The 19938-nt window shown below is 40.7% G+C and carries 21 protein-coding genes; 15 read left to right on the top strand and 6 right to left on the bottom strand.

All coding sequences use genetic code 11. The features are described from left to right. Nucleotides 1-138: 138 nt before the first annotated feature. Nucleotides 139-1647, top strand: a complete 1509-nt coding sequence (atpD, locus tag ACP2AF_RS03365) for a F0F1 ATP synthase subunit beta (protein ID WP_425234830.1) — start codon at nt 139-141, stop codon at nt 1645-1647. Between the two features lie 71 nt (nt 1648-1718). Further along, nucleotides 1719-1997, top strand: a complete 279-nt coding sequence (locus ACP2AF_RS03360; RefSeq protein WP_425234829.1) for a F0F1 ATP synthase subunit epsilon — start codon at nt 1719-1721, stop codon at nt 1995-1997. Between the two features lie 72 nt (nt 1998-2069). Here ACP2AF_RS03360 and ACP2AF_RS03355 read toward each other — a convergent pair whose 3' ends face one another. After that, entirely contained in the window at nt 2070-2600 is a 531-nt protein-coding gene (locus ACP2AF_RS03355) for a GNAT family N-acetyltransferase (protein ID WP_425234828.1), read from the bottom strand. 35 nt (nt 2601-2635) lie between these two features. Here ACP2AF_RS03355 and ACP2AF_RS03350 point away from each other — a divergent pair, with 35 nt between their 5' ends. The 3 genes from ACP2AF_RS03350 to bioD are packed head-to-tail and all read left to right on the top strand — an operon-like array spanning nt 2636 to nt 4798. Continuing rightward, nucleotides 2636-3805 (top strand): aminotransferase class I/II-fold pyridoxal phosphate-dependent enzyme, encoded by a 1170-nt coding sequence (locus tag ACP2AF_RS03350; RefSeq protein ID WP_425234827.1) that lies wholly within the window; start codon nt 2636-2638, stop codon nt 3803-3805. Further along, nucleotides 3798-4178, top strand: a complete 381-nt coding sequence (locus tag ACP2AF_RS03345; RefSeq protein WP_425234826.1) for a DUF2007 domain-containing protein — start codon at nt 3798-3800, stop codon at nt 4176-4178. The genes ACP2AF_RS03350 and ACP2AF_RS03345 overlap by 8 nt, the downstream gene beginning before the upstream one ends. 2 nt (nt 4179-4180) lie before the next feature. Further along, nucleotides 4181-4798 (top strand): dethiobiotin synthase, encoded by a 618-nt coding sequence (gene bioD, locus ACP2AF_RS03340; RefSeq protein WP_425234825.1) that lies wholly within the window; start codon nt 4181-4183, stop codon nt 4796-4798. Here bioD and ACP2AF_RS03335 read toward each other — a convergent pair. Further along, the gene (locus ACP2AF_RS03335) at nt 4790-6277 is read right to left on the bottom strand and encodes an ArnT family glycosyltransferase (RefSeq protein ID WP_425234824.1); all 1488 of its coding nucleotides are present in this window, start codon (nt 6275-6277) and stop codon (nt 4790-4792) included. The genes bioD and ACP2AF_RS03335 overlap by 9 nt on opposite strands. A 59-nt stretch (nt 6278-6336) precedes the next feature. Between ACP2AF_RS03335 and bioA the strand changes: the two genes are divergently transcribed. From bioA to ACP2AF_RS03305, 6 genes are all read left to right on the top strand, one after another. After that, complete coding sequence (bioA, locus tag ACP2AF_RS03330) at nt 6337-7611, top strand: adenosylmethionine--8-amino-7-oxononanoate transaminase (RefSeq protein ID WP_425234823.1); 1275 nt, start codon at nt 6337-6339, stop codon at nt 7609-7611. Between the two features lie 14 nt (nt 7612-7625). Beyond that, entirely contained in the window at nt 7626-8798 is a 1173-nt protein-coding gene (locus ACP2AF_RS03325) for a beta-ketoacyl synthase N-terminal-like domain-containing protein (RefSeq protein ID WP_425234822.1), read from the top strand. A 64-nt stretch (nt 8799-8862) separates the two neighbouring features. Further along, complete coding sequence (locus tag ACP2AF_RS03320) at nt 8863-9444, top strand: hypothetical protein (RefSeq protein ID WP_425234821.1); 582 nt, start codon at nt 8863-8865, stop codon at nt 9442-9444. Between the two features lie 4 nt (nt 9445-9448). Further along, nucleotides 9449-10891 carry a flotillin family protein gene (locus ACP2AF_RS03315; RefSeq protein ID WP_425234820.1) on the top strand — a complete coding sequence of 481 codons (1443 nt, stop codon included), beginning with the start codon at nt 9449-9451 and terminating at the stop codon, nt 10889-10891. A 245-nt stretch (nt 10892-11136) separates the two neighbouring features. Then, nucleotides 11137-12231, top strand: coding sequence for a biotin synthase BioB (gene bioB, locus ACP2AF_RS03310; RefSeq protein ID WP_425234819.1), 1095 nt, complete (start codon nt 11137-11139; stop codon nt 12229-12231). Between the two features lie 129 nt (nt 12232-12360). Continuing rightward, nucleotides 12361-13170: a cupin-like domain-containing protein gene (locus tag ACP2AF_RS03305; protein ID WP_425234818.1), complete on the top strand. Its 810-nt coding sequence runs from the start codon at nt 12361-12363 to the stop codon at nt 13168-13170. 59 nt (nt 13171-13229) lie between these two features. On the opposite strand, the gene ACP2AF_RS03300 is transcribed toward ACP2AF_RS03305, so the two are convergent. From ACP2AF_RS03300 to ACP2AF_RS03290, 3 genes are all read right to left on the bottom strand, one after another. Continuing rightward, a complete protein-coding gene (locus tag ACP2AF_RS03300; protein WP_425234817.1) occupies nt 13230-13715 on the bottom strand; it encodes a regulatory protein RecX in 486 nt (161 codons plus the stop codon). 50 nt (nt 13716-13765) lie between these two features. After that, complete coding sequence (locus ACP2AF_RS03295; protein WP_425234816.1) at nt 13766-15313, bottom strand: Rne/Rng family ribonuclease; 1548 nt, start codon at nt 15311-15313, stop codon at nt 13766-13768. A 259-nt stretch (nt 15314-15572) separates the two neighbouring features. Next, entirely contained in the window at nt 15573-15863 is a 291-nt protein-coding gene (locus tag ACP2AF_RS03290) for an HU family DNA-binding protein (RefSeq protein WP_120710341.1), read from the bottom strand. Nucleotides 15864-15990: 127 nt separating this feature from the next. On the opposite strand from ACP2AF_RS03290, the gene mutY reads away from it, so the two are divergent. From mutY to gldD, 4 genes are read left to right on the top strand one after another with little or no spacing between them, the layout of a single operon-like run. Then, complete coding sequence (gene mutY, locus ACP2AF_RS03285; RefSeq protein WP_425234815.1) at nt 15991-17037, top strand: A/G-specific adenine glycosylase; 1047 nt, start codon at nt 15991-15993, stop codon at nt 17035-17037. Nucleotides 17038-17065: 28 nt separating this feature from the next. Further along, a complete protein-coding gene (locus ACP2AF_RS03280; protein ID WP_425234814.1) occupies nt 17066-17536 on the top strand; it encodes a single-stranded DNA-binding protein in 471 nt (156 codons plus the stop codon). A gap of 25 nt (nt 17537-17561) precedes the next feature. Then, on the top strand, nt 17562-18890 hold the full coding sequence (locus ACP2AF_RS03275; RefSeq protein WP_425234813.1) for a gliding motility-associated protein GldE: 1329 nt from the start codon (nt 17562-17564) through the stop codon (nt 18888-18890). After that, nucleotides 18880-19437 carry a gliding motility lipoprotein GldD gene (gldD, locus tag ACP2AF_RS03270; protein WP_425234812.1) on the top strand — a complete coding sequence of 186 codons (558 nt, stop codon included), beginning with the start codon at nt 18880-18882 and terminating at the stop codon, nt 19435-19437. Before ACP2AF_RS03275 ends, gldD begins: the two co-directional genes overlap by 11 nt. A gap of 38 nt (nt 19438-19475) precedes the next feature. Here the strand turns inward: gldD and ACP2AF_RS03265 are convergent, their stop codons facing one another. Further along, a complete protein-coding gene (locus tag ACP2AF_RS03265) occupies nt 19476-19904 on the bottom strand; it encodes a hypothetical protein (RefSeq protein ID WP_425234811.1) in 429 nt (142 codons plus the stop codon). Nucleotides 19905-19938 lie beyond the last annotated feature (34 nt).

Raw genomic sequence — 19938 nt, 5'->3', positions numbered from 1 at the left:
GTCTGCGGACGCCCTTTTTTTGATTAAAAAAGAATAAGAAGAAGTTTTCAATTAAAAACGGAATACCATATCTTTGCAGCCTGAAAAACATAGGCCCTGTACAGCCATCTTTAACCCTAATGCATAAACATAAAAGTAATGTCAAAAATTACAGGTAAAGTTTCCCAGATCATAGGTCCAGTAGTGGACGTTGAATTTGAATCAGGATCAGATCTCCCCAAAATTTACGATTCCTTGGAAATTGATAACCAGGACGGATCTAAACTGGTTTTGGAGGTACAATCTCATATCGGGGAAAATACCGTTAGATCCATTTCTATGGATTCTACTGATGGATTGAGTAGGGGTACCGAGGTCCTTGCTACGGGAAATGCCATTCAGATGCCCATAGGCGAAGATGTTTACGGGCGTTTGTTCAATGTAATTGGGGACGCGATAGATGGTATAGGAGATTTGCCCAAGGAAGGAAAGAACGGTCTGCCCATTCACCGTGAAGCACCCAAATTTGAAGACCTTTCCACTTCTACTGAAGTTCTTTTTACTGGAATCAAGGTAATCGATTTGATTGAACCCTACGCCAAGGGAGGTAAAATTGGATTATTCGGTGGTGCAGGAGTCGGAAAAACAGTACTGATTCAGGAATTGATCAATAATATAGCCAAAGGGCATGGCGGGCTTTCCGTTTTTGCAGGGGTCGGGGAACGAACCAGGGAAGGAAACGATTTGCTTCGCGAAATGTTGGAATCTGGCATTATAAAATATGGGGATGACTTTCTACATTCCATGGAAGAAGGAGGATGGGATTTGTCCAAGGTAGACAAAAAAGCAATGAAAGAGTCTAAGGCTACCTTTGTTTTTGGTCAAATGAACGAACCTCCAGGAGCCCGTGCCCGTGTTGCTCTTTCCGGGTTGACCATTGCCGAGTATTTCCGTGATGGTGCAGGGGAAGGCCAAGGAAAGGATGTACTTTTCTTTGTTGACAATATTTTCCGATTTACCCAAGCTGGTTCCGAGGTTTCCGCCCTATTGGGACGTATGCCCTCGGCAGTAGGTTACCAGCCCACGTTGGCCACAGAGATGGGAGCCATGCAGGAAAGGATTACCTCTACAAAAAGAGGCTCCATTACATCCGTACAAGCTGTTTATGTACCAGCGGATGACTTAACAGATCCAGCTCCGGCCACGACATTTGCCCACTTGGACGCCACAACGGTATTGTCCCGTAAGATTGCGGAATTGGGAATTTATCCAGCTGTGGATCCTTTGGACTCTACCTCCAGGATTTTGACCGCTGAAATTTTGGGAAAAGAGCACTATGCTTGTGCCCAAAGGGTAAAGGAGTTATTACAGCGCTATAAGGAGCTTCAGGATATCATTGCTATTTTGGGAATGGAGGAACTTTCCGAGGAAGATAAACTGGCCGTGGGCAGGGCAAGACGTGTACAGCGTTTCTTGTCACAACCGTTCCACGTAGCAGAACAGTTTACAGGTACACCAGGGGTTTTGGTGGATATAAAAGATACCATAAAAGGCTTTAATATGATTATGGATGGTGAATTGGATCATCTACCGGAGTCGGCCTTTAACCTTAAGGGAACCATTGAAGAGGCTATTGAAGCAGGTGAGAAAATGCTGGCCGAAGCATAAACCGGGCTTTGCTCGGTAAATCCCAAATTCCAACATGGGATTTGATATTTGTAATTTGAGATTTACACTTTATGTATTTAGAAATAGTATCACCTGAAGCTACTTTGTTCGCCGGAGAAGTCGTTTCGGTAACTGTACCGGGCATCAACGGTGAATTCCAGATGTTGACGGATCATGCGCCTATCGTTTCATTGTTACAACAAGGGCATGTAAAAGTTGATGGCAATGTAGTGATCGATGAGTCCTATCAAGATAAGTTTACCAAAGACGCCACAGGCAAAACTATCCTTCCCATTACCAGCGGTACCGTAGAAATGAAGGATAATAAGATTATCGTTCTGGCGGATTAAGGGACTAAGGGACTAGTTCGTTCCTTTGCCTAAGAACTTCACTAAATTGGCCTTCTAAAACGAAGAAAGTTTTTAGTTAAGTGAAATCAGTTGCCATTCCTGATTGACAGAATGATACCTTTTTAGATCTTTAAAACCAACTGCATAATGTGCTTTTAAGGAACGTTGGTTCTTTGTATCCACTTCGGTAATGATAGTTGGATACTCCGGGGACAATTCTGTTTTCATTGTTTGGTACAATTTTCGGAAAACACCCTTTTTTCGATAAGCCTTATGAATGCATATTTGCCCCATGACCATATACTTCTCATCTCTAGAAACCATAGTCTCGATTTCGTGGAACATCGGTCTCAAAACAGGCACGGTTTTAGCAAACATGGGATGCATACATAGGGCATAACCAATTACCCTATTCTTGTCTTTTGCAATGATGTGGGGGCAGACCTGATGCATCTCCTTTAATTGGTCAAAGGAATGGGATACCGTTACAAAGCCTTCCCTATACTTTTCTTCCATTGACAAGGATACGGGTAAGTTCTGCCTTTGGAGCCCTAAAATTTGAATCAGTTCATCTTCTTCTGAAGTCCTTTTGTAGATGACCATATCCAAAAGTTTTAATAAAGGTAGTAAATTTGAGTATGGTCAAACTTCCCCTGAAATTAAAGGCGAAACTTTTAGAAAGAAAGGAAGAAAGCTTCATTAGAAACTTAACGGCACCTTTGGACTTGGTGGATTTTACCTCCAATGATTATTTGGGTTTTGCCAGGGATAAGACCATTTTTTCAAAGGCTTTTCAGCTCCTTAAAAAAATGGGAGCGGCGTCAAATGGTGCTACAGGATCTCGTTTACTTTCCGGGAATCACAAATTGTATACGGAATTAGAGGAAAACCTGGCAAAATTTCATGAGGTGTCCTCCGCACTGGTCTTTAGTTCTGGCTATGACGCCAATATAGGATTTTTTAGCTCGATTCCCCAGCGTGGTGATTTTGTTTTTTATGATGAGCTTATTCATGCCAGTATCCGGGACGGTATCAAAATGGGTAATGCCAAAAGTTATAAGTTCAAGCATAATAATCTGGAGGACTTAAGAAGTAAATGTAAAATCAAGCGTTCGCAAAGTATTAATGAATCGCAGATTTATGTCGTTACGGAATCGGTCTTCTCTATGGACGGAGACTCCCCGGATTTGAAAAGATTTTCGGAATTTTGTATCCAAAACGGATTTAATCTCGTTGTTGATGAGGCACATGCAATAGGTGTTTTTGGAGAAATGGGCAAAGGTAAAGTTGATGAACTGGGACTTCAGAATGAACTATTTGCACGTATTATTACATTTGGGAAGGCCTTGGGTTGTCACGGTGCGGCAATCCTAGGGAGCAGTGAACTAAAGCATTATTTGGTAAATTTTGCCCGAAGCTTTATCTATACTACGGCCTTGCCACCGCATTCAATAGCAACGATTATTGTGGCATACAATCATTTGGGATCTTCTAAAGGAGCTGATGCCAGACAAAGACTAGTCAAGAATATTGTTTATTTTAAGGATATGGTACATATGAACGGGCTTAATCCTCTCTTTATTCCGAGCCATTCGGCGATTCAATGTTGTATATTACCTGGGAATCATCTGGTGAAGTCAATTGCAAAAAAAATGCAAGATACTGGCTTTGACGTGAGACCCATTTTTTCCCCAACCGTTCCGAAAGGAAAGGAAAGGCTTCGTTTCTGTTTACATAGTTTCAACACCAAGAAGGAAATTAAGAAGTGTTTGGAAATACTATCCCATAATTTAAGAAGTAATGGCTGAGAAATTTTACACGTTGGCCTCCTTTGAATTCCCTGCGGATGTTCAAGTATTGAAAGGTAAATTGGAATCGGAGGGCGTCCCTGTTTTTCTAAAGGATGAAAATACCCTGAATTCCGATCCATTGATAAGCAGTGCCATTGGTGGGGTTAGGATACAAGTATACAGTAGGGATAAAGAAAGGGCCATGGCTATTTATGATGAAATTCGTTCTTATGCTTTGGATAAATATGGAAATCCTGTTATTTGTCCCAATTGTAAGGCCCAAAAATCGGAAACTTACTATGAAAGTAAAGGTCTTTTCCACAAACTCTTTCCTTTTTTTGAAAAAAGAAAGTACAAATGCCTAAATTGTGGCATGATTACAAAACCTTGAGAATGCAGAGAATATTTGTTACCGGAATATCCACCGATGTAGGAAAAACCATTGCTTCGGCCATAATTGTGGAAGCCTTAGAGGCAGACTACTGGAAACCGGTTCAGGCAGGGGAATTGGATAATACCGATAGCCACAAAATCCATCAACTTATTTCCAATACCAAAAGTGTAGTCCATCAAAGTAGTTATGAACTAACGTCTCCAATGAGTCCCCATGCAGCTGCCGAAATAGATGGTATCCGAATCGATAGGCAACATATCGTTGAGCCGGAAACAGATAATCATTTAATTATTGAAGGTGCGGGAGGCTTACTGGTTCCCTTAAATGAAGAAGATACGGTTTTAGATATCATAATGCCTAATTATAAGGTAGTGGTGGTTTCGCGACATTATTTGGGAAGTATCAATCATTCGTTGTTGACCATTCGTTGGTTGCAACAAAAGGGATATGAGGTTTCAGTAATTTTTAGCGGGGATGCCAATCCACATACAGAAAATATAATACTTCATAAGACGGGGGTATCCTTAATCGGCAGGATCGAAGAAGAAACCGATTTTGATAAAGAAACCATTAAAAAGTATGCCGATAAATTCCAACATATCCTGGAATCATTGTAGACGTTTAAGTACTTCCGCTTTGTCAACCGTAGCGAAAACCTCATAATGCTTCTTTAGGTAGGCATCAATATATTCGTTTTCTTCAACTTCCTTTTTGTCGAACACCAATCTATTTTTCCGCACAACGATGGTCTTAGGTTGTATTTCCTCAAGTATATGTTGCAGTTCCTGCAAAGATGAGCTTCTTGGATTATCGTAAAAAGGAAATAATTCGTCCCTACAGATATTGCTGGGATGTGTGGCGGCTTTTGTGGGTGGTTTTACGTCCAGTACCCAATAGCCTATGTGATAGCCCAGAAAAAGAATATTTTGAGTATCCATTTGATTATTAATAATATAGTGAGGTACGGTAAACCCCTCGCCATTAAAGAAGGTGCCACGTTCCATTTTGTTCCTCACAACGGAATAGTATTCCAAATAGCTTTCTAAAGGCAACATCAATGTTAAAAAGAATAGATAGGGTCTATAATCGAATTTTTGAAATATGGAGATTTTACCTGCTGCTATACTTACCAGAACTATCAATACCGGATGTAGCTGTATTAAATAGTGACTATTGATTCTTCCACCTTTGATAAAGGAAAGTAGTATGCCTAAAACGGCAATTACCAAAATTTCGATGGCTACGGCCCTAAAGTTTAACAGCTTCTTTTTCCAGGAACAGTAGAAAAAGATGCCGATAAGAAGGAATGTAGGTGCCATCTTAAGGATGGAATACCGCCGTGCATCCGTGTATTCCAATGGCGCAAGGATAACCGATTTCCACCAAGCTTCTGGGTTGCCTGTAATAATGTAGGGCAATATGTTGAGGAATATCACCATAACAATTCCACCAGCAAAGAAAAAAGAGAATTGAATTCCCTTGGGATACTCCCTTCTTTTTATATAACGATAAAGAAAGTATATCCCTAGTAGCAGCACAACATAAGCCATGTTCAATTTGGTCATTATAGCGAGCCCCATAAGGATTCCCGATAGCCCTGCCCAAAATAGTTTTTCCCGCGTTATAAGTAGGTAGAGCCCCGGCATAAAAAAGGCCATACAAATGTGCTCGGACATTACACCTTGCAAACTTCCAAAAAGACTTTGTAGGACAACGCACAACATTGCCGCCCAAAAACCCAACTTTTTGGAACTTATCTCTTTCCCGATTTTGTAGGTAAAAAAAGCCGTAATGGCCACCAATAAGGTACCCAAAAAACGGATGGCCAAAAAACTCTTCCCAAAAACATAGATACTACTGGCAAAAAAGAGGTAGGTGATGGGTGGTTTTAAATCCCAAAGTTCTATATAAGGTAAATAGCCATCTACCCAAGATTGTCCCATAAGAATAAAGGTGCTTTCGTCACGATCTATATAGTCCCGAAAGAAAAACGGGAACCGTATAAAAAACGAAGTTCCAAACAGCAAAATAAAAACAGATTTGTCTTTGAGTTTATGGTATTTAGGAGTAAGAGATGTTATAACTTTGCGTAGCATCCGATTGGGGTTGATTCCCATCACCGCAAGATAGATAAAAAGGCGATTTATCAAATTCAATGACAGCTAAAAATCTCTCCAAACGAGACCGGAAACACATTTGGCATCCACTTACCCAGCACAAGACCCATCCTAATACTTTAGGAATTGTAAGGGCCAAGGGAGCAATTTTGTACGATGAAAATGGCAAAGAGTATATTGATGGTATTGCCTCTTGGTATACCTGTATGTATGGGCATTGCAATGACTTTATCCTGGAAAGGGTACAAAAACAGATGCATCGGTTGGACCAAGTGGTATTCAGTGGTTTTACACATGAACCCGCCATAGAATTATCAGAGGAACTGATCAAGATTTTACCGCAGAACCAAGAAAAAATTTTCTTTTCCGATAACGGGTCCACAGCTGTTGAAATCGGGATAAAAATGGCACTGCAATACCATTTCAACAAAGGCGACAAAAGGAAGGTGCTTTTGGCTTTTGAAGAAGGATTCCATGGGGATACCTTTGGTGCAATGTCCGTTTCCGGGCTATCGGTTTACAATGGCCCTTTTGAGGATTTTTTTATTGATGTGGAGCGAATTCCAGTTCCCACAAAAGACAATATTGAGAGCCTTCTATCAAATCTGAAAATACGGCTAAAACAAAAAGATATAGCGGGTTTTATATATGAACCGCTTGTACAGGGTGCCGCCGCAATGAAAACACATGATGCAGTGGGGTTGGACCGCATTCTTGAGCTGTTACAGCAGAATGAAGTGTTGACCATTGCAGATGAAGTAATGACGGGATTCGGGAAGACGGGAACCTATTTTGCATCAGATCAGTTGACGACTGCCCCCGATATTATTTGCCTATCCAAGGCCTTGACCGCTGGATTAATGCCCATGGCCATTACCAGTTGTTCTAGAAAGGTTTATGACGCATTTTACAGTAATGAGATAACCAAAGGCTTATTCCATGGGCACACCTATACAGCCAACCCTTTGGCCTGTACCGCAGCTTTGGCCGGAATCGAGTTATTATGCTCTGAAGAAATTCAAAATAATATCCAACGTATTATAAAATCACATGAAGATTTTGGCCAACAAATCAAGAGTCATCACCAAGTAGCTGCTATCCGGCAATGTGGTACTATTTTCGCATTGGATTTAAATGTACAAACGGAGCGCTATGGTAATCTTAGGGACAAACTCTTCCAATCCTTTATGGATAAAGGTGTATTTTTGCGTCCTCTCGGAAACACTATTTACATTTTGGCGCCTTACGTTATTTTGGATGAACAGTTGGATAAGGTTTATAGTACTATAAAAAGTGCTTTGGATAGTATTTGAATTCCGTTGAAGCTATGCCAGAACAACCTATTACCATAACTGCAATTTCTTCCATTTCTTCCTTGGGAAAATCAACTGAAGATGTCCGGGACAGTTACCGGCAGGGGAAACCTCTTTTTGAAAAAAGAAGTTTGGGCAATCATAAGGACTGGATGGCTCCCCTATCACAAAAAGCAAAACACGCCATTAATTCCCTAAGAAGTTCCAATGCCAAATACGAAAACCTGGATGATACCGTGCTATATGCCTTGTATGTTTCTAGACAAGCCATAAAAAGAGCTGGATGGAAACAAGGAGATAATTTTGGTATTAATATAGGGTCTTCCCGGGGGGCAACGACACTTTTTGAAAAGCATCATGAGAACTTTAGGGAAACCGGCAAAGTTTCCCCACTTTCTTCACCTACAACTACTTTGGGTAATATTTCTTCTTGGATAGCCCACGATTTAAAAACCAAAGGCCCTGAAATTTCACATTCCATTACTTGTTCTACCGCCCTACATGCAGTGTTGAACGGGATGGCCTGGATCAATAGCGGTATGGTCGATAGGTTTTTGGTAGGAGGGAGTGAGGCACCTCTAACCCCATTTACTTTGGCCCAAATGAAAGCATTAAAAATATATGCCAATGGCCAAGCAACTACCGAGCGTACTTTTTATCCATGTAGAGCCTTGGATTTGGAGAAAAATAAAAATTCAATGGTATTGGGCGAAGGGGCCTCTGTTGCTTGTTTGGAAAAAGGCATTCGTCATAATTCGTTGGCGATTATAGAAGGAATCGGATATGCTACGGAACCTTTGGAACATTATGTTTCCATTTCAAGTGATGCACTTTGTTTTCAGCGATCCATGGAAATGGCTTTAAATGATTTAGACCCGGAATACGTTGACGTAATCGTGATGCACACACCTGGAACAATTAAGGGAGATTTGTCAGAATATAAGGCTATTAAGAAGGTTTTTTGTAACAAAACACCTTTTTTAACTACCAATAAGTGGATAGTAGGCCACACTTTTGGAGCTTCAGGTATGTTGAGTATTGAAATGGCCATATTAATGTTGCAACATCAAGAAGTTATAAGAGTACCCTTCGCCGAAGATTTCAAGATACCTTCAAAGATTCGAAAAGTAATGGTTAATTCTGTCGGATTTGGCGGAAACGCAGTAAGTATTTTACTTTCAATTTAAGATACCTTCCTAATTTTGAAAAAGGTACTATCTTAATAATTCTTAACAAGAAAACTTAAAGTATATGGAAGAATGGTTTGCAGCTCTGACTTTATTTGAAAAAATTTATTGGGTCGTTGCCCTCATTGCTTCGACAATTTTGATTATCCTTCTTATTCTTACTTTGCTGGGCGGTGATGCTGAAGATATGGATGCTGGCGATGTGGATGCCGATGTGGAAGGTGATCATGGCATTGGGTTCCAATTCTTATCTTTTAAAAATTTGATGGGTTTTTTGACCATTTTCGGTTGGTCTGGAATCGCTTGTCTTGATGAGGGTTTATCTAAAGGGCTTACTGTTTTAATTTCGGTAATCTGCGGATTATTGATGATGCTTGCCATGGCCTCACTCTTTTATTATCTGGGAAAACTACAGAGTAGCGGAACCTTGAGGTTGAAAAGTGCTTTAAATCAAGTTGGTGAAGTATATCTGACCATCGGTGCCGGCCGCTCCAAAATTGGCAAGGTAAGTATTACCGTTCAAGGTACTTTACGAGAATTGGAGGCACTTACCGATGAGAAAAAAGATCTCGTTTTAGGTAACGTCGTACGTGTTAAGGCTATCACGGAAAACGGTTTGCTAATTGTTGAACTATTAAATAAATAACCATATGCTTCTATTACCGTTACAATTGGGAGGTAGTGCCTCTTTATTAGCTATTGGCTTTGCCATTCTGTTCTTTTTTATAATTATCATCTCCTTCATCCGAAGGTATAAACGCTGTCCGTCTGATCGTATCCTTGTCGTTTACGGAAAAGTGGGTGGCGGCAGTTCGGCCAAATGTATTCATGGTGGCGCTGCATTTATCTGGCCGGTTATCCAGGACTATCAGTTTTTGGATTTAACTCCAATTTCTATTGAAGTGAGTTTGGTAAATGCATTGAGTAAACAAAATATTCGTGTTAACGTACCCTCACGTTTTACCATTGGTATTTCTACCGAGCCTGGAATTATGCAGAATGCTGCCGAACGTCTTTTGGGTCTTGGCCAAAATGAAATTCAGGAATTGGCCCAGGAAATTATCTTTGGACAATTACGTTTGGTTGTAGCTTCAATGGATATTGAAGAGATTAACTCGGATAGGGATAAATTCTTGACTAACATTTCACAAAGTGTAGAGTCGGAATTGAAGAAAGTCGGGCTTAAATTAATTAATGTAAATATTACCGACATTGTTGATGAATCCGGTTATATCGAAGCACTGGGGAAAGAAGCTGCGGCCCATGCCATAAATGCGGCTCGTAAGTCAGTAGCGGAAAAGAATAGGGATGGTTCCATTGGTGAAGCCAATGCCCTGCAAGATGAGCGTACTCAGGTAGCCGCTGCAAATGCCCAGGCCGTTGAAGGGGAGAATATAGCTAAAATAGATGTGGCCAATTCCGATTCGTTACGACGGCAACGTGAAGCAGAAGCCGAGCGCACGGCCATTGCCGCTGAAAAGGTACAATCGGCCAAGGCATTGGAAGAATCCTATGCGGCCGAAAAAGATGCAGAAATAGCAAGGGCAGAGCGCGAACGCTCTTCGCAGATTGCAGATATCGTCGTACCTGCTGAAATTGATAAAAAGAAAGTCGAGATTGATGCCGAGGCCGAAGCGGAGAAGATACGTCGACAAGCCCGTGGAGAAGCGGATGCTATTTTGTTTAAGGCACAGGCAGAAGCTCAAGGGCTTTTTGAAGTATTGACCAAACAAGCTCAAGGTTTGGATGAAATAGTAAAGGCGGCTGGTAATGATCCAAAGGATGCGGTACTCTTATTGATAGCGGATAAGCTTCCAGAGTTGGTCAAAACCCAGGCCGAGGCGATAAAGAATATTAAAATCGATAAGGTTACTGTATGGGACTCGGGGGCCAAGACTACCGATGGTAAGGGCTCAACAGCTAACTTCATTTCTAGTATGTATAAGTCCGTGCCTCCATTACAAGAGATGTTCAATATGGCGGGTATGCAGCTTCCTGAATATTTAAAGGGAAAAGCCCTGGATAGTGAAGAAGTCTCCTCTGAAACAGAGAATAATACAAAGCCAAAAAAAAACACCAAGGATACGGAATAAATGTTAGGATTTACTTGGACTAGATCATGAAATTGGTATAGCTCCAGGAAGGACCTCAAAAGTTAGAAAACCTTTGGGGTTAAATATGTAGTTGGCTTGGTCATCATGAATATGGTATACACTTAAATTCTTTGAATAAAGGATGACCAAAAAACAAACAAATATCATATTTTAGCCAATGCCGATGTTGTTCCTTAGCAGCTTATTTTAATTCGCTAATTTTGATTCGGATATAATTCAATGTTATGAACAATACTAGACATGACTGGACCAAGGAAGAAATTCTAAATATATACAACAAACCGCTAATGGAATTGCTGTATGAAGCGGCAACGGTACATAGAAGACACCACGACCCCAATACAGTACAAGTTTCCACTTTATTGTCCATCAAAACTGGCGGATGTTCCGAGGATTGTGGGTATTGTCCCCAAGCGGCTAGATACCATACGGATATTGAGAAGAATGACCTTATGTCCGTTTCCCATGTTAAGGCACAGGCATTACGGGCAAAGGAATCCGGAAGCTCAAGGGTTTGTATGGGAGCCGCGTGGCGAAATGTAAAGGACGGTCCTGAATTTGATCAAGTGCTGGAAATGGTGCGTACCATCAACAAATTGGATATGGAAGTCTGTTGTACTTTGGGGATGCTTACCGAAAACCAAGCCAAACGTTTAGCGGAAGCCGGACTGTACGCCTACAACCATAATTTAGATACTTCTGAAGATTACTATAAAGACGTCATCTCAACACGTGCCTTTGAAGACCGTTTAGAGACTATAGATAATGTTAGAAAAAGTAATGTTACGGTATGTAGCGGGGGTATTATTGGTATGGGGGAAAAATTGGAGGATCGTGCCGGGATGCTCGTTGCGTTGTCTTCTTTAAACCCTCAACCGGAATCCGTACCCATAAACGCATTGGTGGCTGTGGAAGGGACTCCTATGGAGGATATAGAACCAGTGGCCATTTGGGATATGGTACGTATGGTTGCCGCCACGCGAATTGTAATGCCCGAGACCCAAGTGCGACTTTCGGCGGGCCGTACCCAAATGAGTAGGGAAGGGCAGGCACTTTGTTTCTTTGCCGGGGCCAATTCAATTTTTGCCGGAGATAAACTCTTGACCACACCAAACCCGGATGTAAACGAGGATATGGAAATGTTCGCCTTGCTTGGACTCAACAGTCAGAAACCCTTTGAAAAGCATAATCAGCCAGAGACCGTTGAGGCCTCGGATTCAATGCTACAGGGCTTGGGCGAAAAGCCTAAATGGACACGTCCCGGACATACCATTGAACGTAATGAAGCTGCAAAAGCGAAGTCAAAAATTCCCCAGTAGTCTCTTAATCAAAGGTTAATTTTAGGAAAGCATTTTGTAAGGTTTTTTACCTTTGATGTTTAAATAACCTGAATACCGTTGGAATTAAAGGACATCCCCAGAGCTAAAACTCTTACCAAAAAAGAGTTTATGGAAACCTATTTTAAACCCCAAAAACCGGTTGTCATTGAGGAATGTACACTTGGCTGGCCCGCGTATTCCAAATGGAATCTGGAGTATATGCGGAAGGTTGCAAGGGATAAGATAGTTCCTTTATATGATGACAGGCCCGTGCATCACAAAGACGGATTTAACGAGCCGCATGCACGGATGAATATGTCGGATTATATTGACTTATTGAAAACAACGCCTACGAAGTACCGCATTTTTCTTTGGAATATCCTAAAGGAGATTCCTGAACTTCAGGATGACTTCGATTATCCCGACTTGGGGCTTCGATTCATGAAAGGTCTGCCCATGCTTTTTTTCGGCGGAAGGGATTCCCATACCTTTATGCATTATGATATAGATTTGGCCAATATCTTCCATTTTCACTTTGAAGGTCAAAAGGACTGTATCCTTTTTTCAAGGAAGGAAACCAAGTATCTCTATAAAATTCCACATTCCTTGATTACGCATGAAAGCATTGATTTTTCCAATCCAGATTTTGAAAAATGGCCGGCCTTGAAACATGCGACGGGTTATAGGACAAGTTTAAATCACGGCGAAGTGCTTTATATGCCTGAGGGATATTGGCATTACATGAAATATCTCACCCCTGGATTTTCTATGAGCCTAAGGGCTATGGCGCGTAACCCCAGGAATGTTTCTAGGGCTATTTACAACATCCTCATAATGCGCCATTATGATGGCTTAATGCGCAAGCTTAAAGGTCAAAAGTGGATAGATTGGAAGAATGAAGAAGCCATTCATGAGACTAACAAGCGCATTCGTATATAAGTTCCGATGCAATTTTTAAATAGGGTTAAACTTTGGTTGAATGAATTCTCTGCCAAATGTTAAAGGTGATGTTCTTTTAACAAGGTTTGGATCTTATCATAAACAAGCTGGTTCTCCCAACCTCGATAGAGCAGGTAATCTGCCAGTTTTTTCTGTTTTTCCTGAATACTTTTTCCAGTCAACTGTCCTGCCCTTTTTTTTGCTAAGGTATCCAAGGTTTTTTGATAGTCCTCCTCATCAATTTCCTGGAGTGCCGTTTGTATATTGTACCTGGAAATATTGCGCAGTTTCAGTTCTCTTATGATACGGTTTCTTCCCCATTTTTTTATGATAAACTTTCCTCGGGCAAAGCTTTTCGCAAAACGTTCCTCGTTGAGGTAGTTCTCTGAGATCAAGTGAGCCACAATTTGGTCTATGGCCTCGGGAATCATATGCATTTCTTTTAATTTGGATACCACTTCTTTATGACAGCGCTCCCGGTAGGCACAATAACGCTCTATTTTTTTGGTAGCTTCGGATAGGGTATTGGCATGGCTAAAAGGCATTGAACAAAAATAGCAAACAAAAAAAGCGACCCCAAACTGGGGTCGCTTTTTTAATAAATGGTTTTACCGTCTTTATTTTTAAAACGATACTCTAGGTACGTATAAGCATCTCTCGGTTGTATTTTTATCCATTTTTTGTGTTCCAAGAACCACTTGGAACGGATGGATGGAAAACCTTTGGAAAGGTATGCAGCAATAAATGGATGAATATTCAGCGTAATGCTGTTATCCTTTGCCGGCCCTTTCAGAAGTTTTTCCAAATCGGAATTTATCCTGTCTATCAAAACTATCGGGGCTTCAACCTCTTGACCACTGCCATTGGGATTTTCCTCGGTAGTCTTGATATTCATTTCCGGCCTTACGCGTTGCCTTGTTATTTGGACAAGACCAAATTTACTAGGAGGCAAAATCTTATGCTTGGCCCTGTCGTCCTTCATTTCGTCTCTTAGATGGTCAAAAAGCTTGCGTCTATGCGGGGCCTTTACCATGTCAATGAAGTCTACCACAATTATGCCACCCATATCTCGCAAACGTAGTTGTCTTGCAATTTCCGAAGCAGCCAAAAGGTTTACCTCCAAGGCCGTATCCTCCTGATTTTTGGCTTTGTTAGATCGGTTGCCACTGTTCACGTCAATGACGTGCAAAGCTTCCGTATGCTCTATGATCAGATAAGCTCCTTTACTCATAGAGGCCGTTCTGCCAAAGGAAGTTTTAATTTGCCGTTCTATTCCAAATTTTTCGAAAATGGGAACGGACGAATTATAGAGCTTTACAATGGATTCCTTTCCTGATGCAATTTCCTGTACGTAATCCTGAATTTGTCCGTAGAGCGTTTCGTCATCAACATGTATTCCTGTAAAGGAATCATTGAAAACATCCCGCAGTATACTTGAGGCCCTATTGAGTTCTACCAATACTTTTGAGGGTGTTCGCGCTCTGTACAATTTTTTACACATTGCCGACCATTTGTTCAGCAAGTTTTCTAAATCTTTGTCCAGTTCTGCCACTTTTTTGCCTTCTGCCACTGTGCGGATTATAACCCCGAAACCTTTGGGCTTAATGCTCTTTACAAGCCTCTTAAGCCTATCCTTTTCCTCGTTGCTCCCTATCTTTTGAGAGACGGAAACACGATCGGAGAAAGGAACCATTACCAGATATCGTCCGGCTATGGAAAGTTCGGAACTTATCCTTGGGCCTTTGGTGGAAATAGGCTCCTTAACAATTTGCACCAACAAGGATTGATTGGCTTTGATAACATCGTTTATGCTACCATGTTTGTCAATGTCCTTTTCAAATGGAAAGTTTTTGAGGGAGAAGTCTCTTAGTTTTCCAGTGCTTACCTTTTTGATAAACTTTAGCATGGAAGAGAGCTGCGGACCCAGGTCATGGTAGTGCAAAAATGCATCCTTTTCATAACCTACATTTACAAATGCGGCATTGAGGCCGGTTACGGGCTTACGCACCTTGGCTAAAAAGATGTCTCCAACGGAAAAATCGTTGTTGTCCTCTTCTTTGTGCAATTCGGTGAGCTTTCCATCCTTTAACAGGGCAAAATCGACGGCATCGGAACTAGATCTTACGATTAATTCTCTATTCACCTGATTTTATTTATAGCACATCCTTACAAAATAGCGGATATGCTGATTGAACAATTATTAAAACAGGTTGTACAAACCCGTCGAAATTCTTTTGGGAATTTCTATGTCAATGAACGTATTAAAATGAAAAAGTAGTTGCAAAAACTACTTTTTCTTGTGTCGGTTTGCTCTCCTCCGCTTTTTGCGTTTATGGGTAGCAACCTTATGTCTTTTTCGTTTTTTACCACTCGGCATAAAGTTCTCCTTTTAATTGAATATGTTATTTAACTTGAACGTTACTTTTAACCCCTTCTACAAAAACCTTGGCGGGCTTGAATGCCGGAATGTTGTGGGCCGGTATCTTAATAGTGGTATTTTTGGAGATATTTCTGCCTGTTTTTTCGGCTCTAGTCTTGATAATAAAACTTCCAAAACCTCTCAAGTAAACATTGTCCCCACTTTCCAACGAGGATTTCACTTCTTCCATAAAGGATTCTACAGTGGCTTGGACATCTCCCTTTTCAATTCCCAGTTTGTCTGAGATTTTCGCAACAATTTCCGCTTTCGTCATCTTTAATAATTAGATTTTCAGTATGTTTTTTCGGCTTGCAAATATATAAATTAAATTGAATCTTTCCCCTTAACGAGCTAATTTTAAGTATATAAACAGCTACTTTTGCACATTAGTATTTGCATAGATGTCTTTTTCCCAAAAAATCCTTCATTGGTATTCAGAAAATAAACGAAGCTTGCCTTGGAGAAGTACACGGGATCCCTATAAAATTTGGCTTTCGGAAATCATTCTTCAACAAACCCGTGTAGTACAAGGGAAACCCTATTATTTAAAATTCATTGAAAATTTTCCCAATGTACAAGATTTGGCCAATGCATCAGAAGAAAGGGTTTTGAAACTCTGGCAGGGATTAGGGTATTATTCCAGAGCGCGCAATCTGCATGCGACGGCTAAGATCGTGGTAAGCGAGTATGATGGTCATTTCCCTAATTCCTATAATGAACTTTTAAAGCTTAAGGGTGTTGGGGATTATACGGCCAGTGCCATAGCTTCCATTTGTTTTGATGAGCCTCAGCCCGTGGTGGATGGAAACGTATATCGCGTCCTTGCACGTCATTTCGGGGTAGCCATGCCCATCAACAGTACAAAAGGGGTAAAATATTTTAAGCAGTTGGCCGGGGAAGTCATGGACCGGAAAAATATTAGGGACTATAATCAGGGGATTATGGAATTCGGGGCCATACAATGTGCTCCCAAAAAACCATATTGCCTGCTTTGCCCATTAAACGAGAGCTGCGTGGCATTGGAAAAGAACTTAGTACAAACACTACCCATAAAAGAAAACAAAACCAAGGTTAGAAAAAGAAATTTCAATTATCTGGTATGGCTGGACCCAAATAATAAAACGATATTGAATCAGCGAAGGGGAAAAGGAATATGGCAAAACCTTTGGGAATTCCCTCTTTTGGAGTCGGAAAACGAATTAAACGATAAAGAGGTTAGGAAGAAGTTAAAGGAAATGGTAACCGATGATGATTCCTTTCGATTACTTTTGTATAATGAATCATTGATAGTGCACAAACTTTCACACCAACATCTATATACAAGATTTTGGATCATAGAGAGTAAAGTTGAACTTAAGAACGGTATTTCATTGGAAGACTTGGAAAGTTATCCCGTTCCGGTTTTAATTTCGGATTTCATAAAAGCATTCAAAAATTCGTATTTTTGATTTCAATCAAAAAACATATTACAAGAGCATGAGTGGAACATTGAATAAAGTAATGTTGATAGGGCATTTGGGCGATGAAGTTAAAATGCACTATTTTGAAGGAGGGGGTTGCATAGGGAGGTTTCCAATTGCCACCAACGAGACATACACCAATAGACAAACCGGAGAAAAGGTGACCAATACGGAATGGCATAATATTGTTGTTCGGAACAAGGCTGCTGAGATTTGCGAAAAATACTTGAGTAAAGGAGATAAAATATATGTGGAAGGTCGATTAAAAACGCGCCAATGGCAAGGTGAAGATGGTAATACCCGGTATTCTACGGAAATACAGGTCCAGGATTTCACCTTTCTTTCCACTAAAAGCGAAAGTATGTCCAATGCACAATCCAATACTCCTCAGGAACAAAGACCAATTTCCGGCAACCCCGGAACAAAGCCCGTTGAAAATACCGCTCATGTGAGTGAGCCGGAACCGGAAGACGACCTCCCTTTCTAGGAAATTCAAAATAAAATTGTGACTGTTGGACCCTGACCCCCATAGTTTATTTCTTAGTTCTGTAGTTTTTGATGGTGCATTGGCACTGAAGTTTGGTATTCTTATAGTCTTGCTAATCTGTTCCGCTCTAATTTCAGGCGCGGAAGTGGCCCTTTTTGGACTCTCCCAAACGGATATAAATGAAATTGGAGAGAATAAAACGGGCAAGGGCACCATAATTGTTCGTCTGTTGGAGCGTCCTAAAAAGCTATTGGCGACCATTCTTATTGCTAACAACACCATAAACATAGGGATAGTGCTTTTGTTCAATAGTATTGGGGATACACTTTTCTCTACTATAGACCAAGTTTGGCTGGGCTTTATTTCTGTGCGTTTTTTGTTGGAGGTTATTGTGGCTACCTTCTTGATCTTAATGTTCGGTGAAATCCTACCCAAGGTTTATGCCAATAGAAACCGGATGAAATTTTCATATTTTATGGCTTATCCGCTCAAGGTGCTCGATTTTCTTTTCTCACCATTGAGCTTTCCCATGCGATCAGGCACAATTTTTTTGTATAATAAATTGGGCAAACAAAAGTCCAATTTGAGTGTGGATCATCTCTCCCAGGCCTTGGAACTTACTTCGGAAGGTGATACGACCAAGGAAGAACAAAAAATACTACAGGGCATCGTATCGTTTGGCAATACGGATACCAAACAGGTTATGCGTCCGCGTATCGATATATTCGCCCTGAGCGAGGAGATGAAGTTTCCCGAAGTCCTTGAGGAAATAAAGAAGAACGGGTATTCCCGTATCCCCGTTTTTTCGGAGCATATGGACAATGTGTTGGGAGTACTTTATGTAAAAGATTTGTTGCCCTATATAGACCGGAAAAACTTCAATTGGATATCCTTGATACGTGAACCTTATTTTGTGCCGGAAAACAAGAAATTGGATGATCTTTTGCTAGAATTCCAAGATAAGAAGAACCATTTGGCCATTGTTGTGGATGAATATGGAGGCACTTCGGGTATTGTAACCCTGGAAGATATCATTGAAGAGATTGTTGGAGATATCAGTGATGAATTTGATGATGAGGATTTGGTGTTTTCCAAATTGGATGATCACAACTATGTTTTTGAGGGGAAGACCACCTTAAAGGATTTTTTTCGGGTAATCAAAATAGGCAATGAGGAACTTTTTGAGGAGAATAAGGGAGAGTCCGAAACCATAGCCGGTTTTGTATTGGAGATAGCAGGAAGTTTCCCCAAGAAAGGAGAAAAGGTTCTTTTTAGAGACTACCAATTTGTAGTTGAAAGCTTGGATAAAAAACGATTGAAACAAATAAAGGTTACACTTCCCCATGAGAAATAGATTTATTTTTTTGGCTTTTATAATTATTCTCTTGGGAATGGGTTGTAAGGAGAACATTATTCCCAGGCCCAAGGCCATGTTGCGATTGGAGTATCCGGATTTTAAAACAGAGAATTTGGAAACAAAGAATTTCCAATTCCAATACAATACCATGGCCCGATTAAAAGACGAAGGGAACAATTCACTCACACTAGATTATCCAAGAATTAAAGGTTCCATTTTTATCACCTATAAAGAGGTAAATGATAACTTGGAGAAGTTGCTTTCGGATGCCCAAAAACTGTCTTATGAACATGTGGTCAAGGCAGATGGTATAGAGGCCAAGGAGTTCTTGAATCCTGAGGAACGGGTTTTTGGAACGTTCTATGAAGTTAGTGGCAATGCGGCATCCCAAGCTCAATTTTATGTTACGGACAGTACCTCGCATTTTGTCACGGGATCACTATATTTTTATGCAAAACCCAACTATGATTCCATTTATCCGGCAGCGGCCTATCTACAGAAGGATATTCGAAGAATAATGGAAACCCTAAGATGGAAAGAGTAGCCTAAAGACCAATTTAGGTTGAGGCCTTTGGCGTTTGGTCAGTCTTGCTTTTTAAGCACTGCTTGCGCACCCTCTATGCTGGAATTTATTTCCTCCTTTAAAGCTCTAACTTTTACTTCCTCCTCATCCAACCACTTTTGCTTTTGTTCCGTAAGCGCTTTTCCGTTAAGGATTTCATCGGAATCAAAACGGTCTCCAAAACCTCTCATCCAGTCCATCATACTTTGATGTGAAGCTTGTAGGTCTTTCATTGCCTTTTCATATTCCATTCCCATTTCCGTTGAATCCACTTTAGGTTTTAATTCCGCTACCAATTTCCCTATAGTGCCCATTTTAGGCATTACTTCGTCATGGATAGCCATTACCTTTTCCATCTGCGCCGTATTTGGGTTTGCCATTGATTTTTTATCCTCTTTGCATGATACTGCAACTACCAAAACGGCAAATAAAAAAACTGTTCTTCTCATTTTGTTTTTTACAAATATAAACCATTCCTGTCAT

The sequence above is a fragment of the Ulvibacterium sp. genome, from assembly GCF_965248315.1.
GTDB lineage: Bacteria > Bacteroidota > Bacteroidia > Flavobacteriales > Flavobacteriaceae > Ulvibacterium.
Note: the sequence above shows the minus strand (reverse complement) of the source record. Positions and strands in the feature narration are given on the sequence as shown.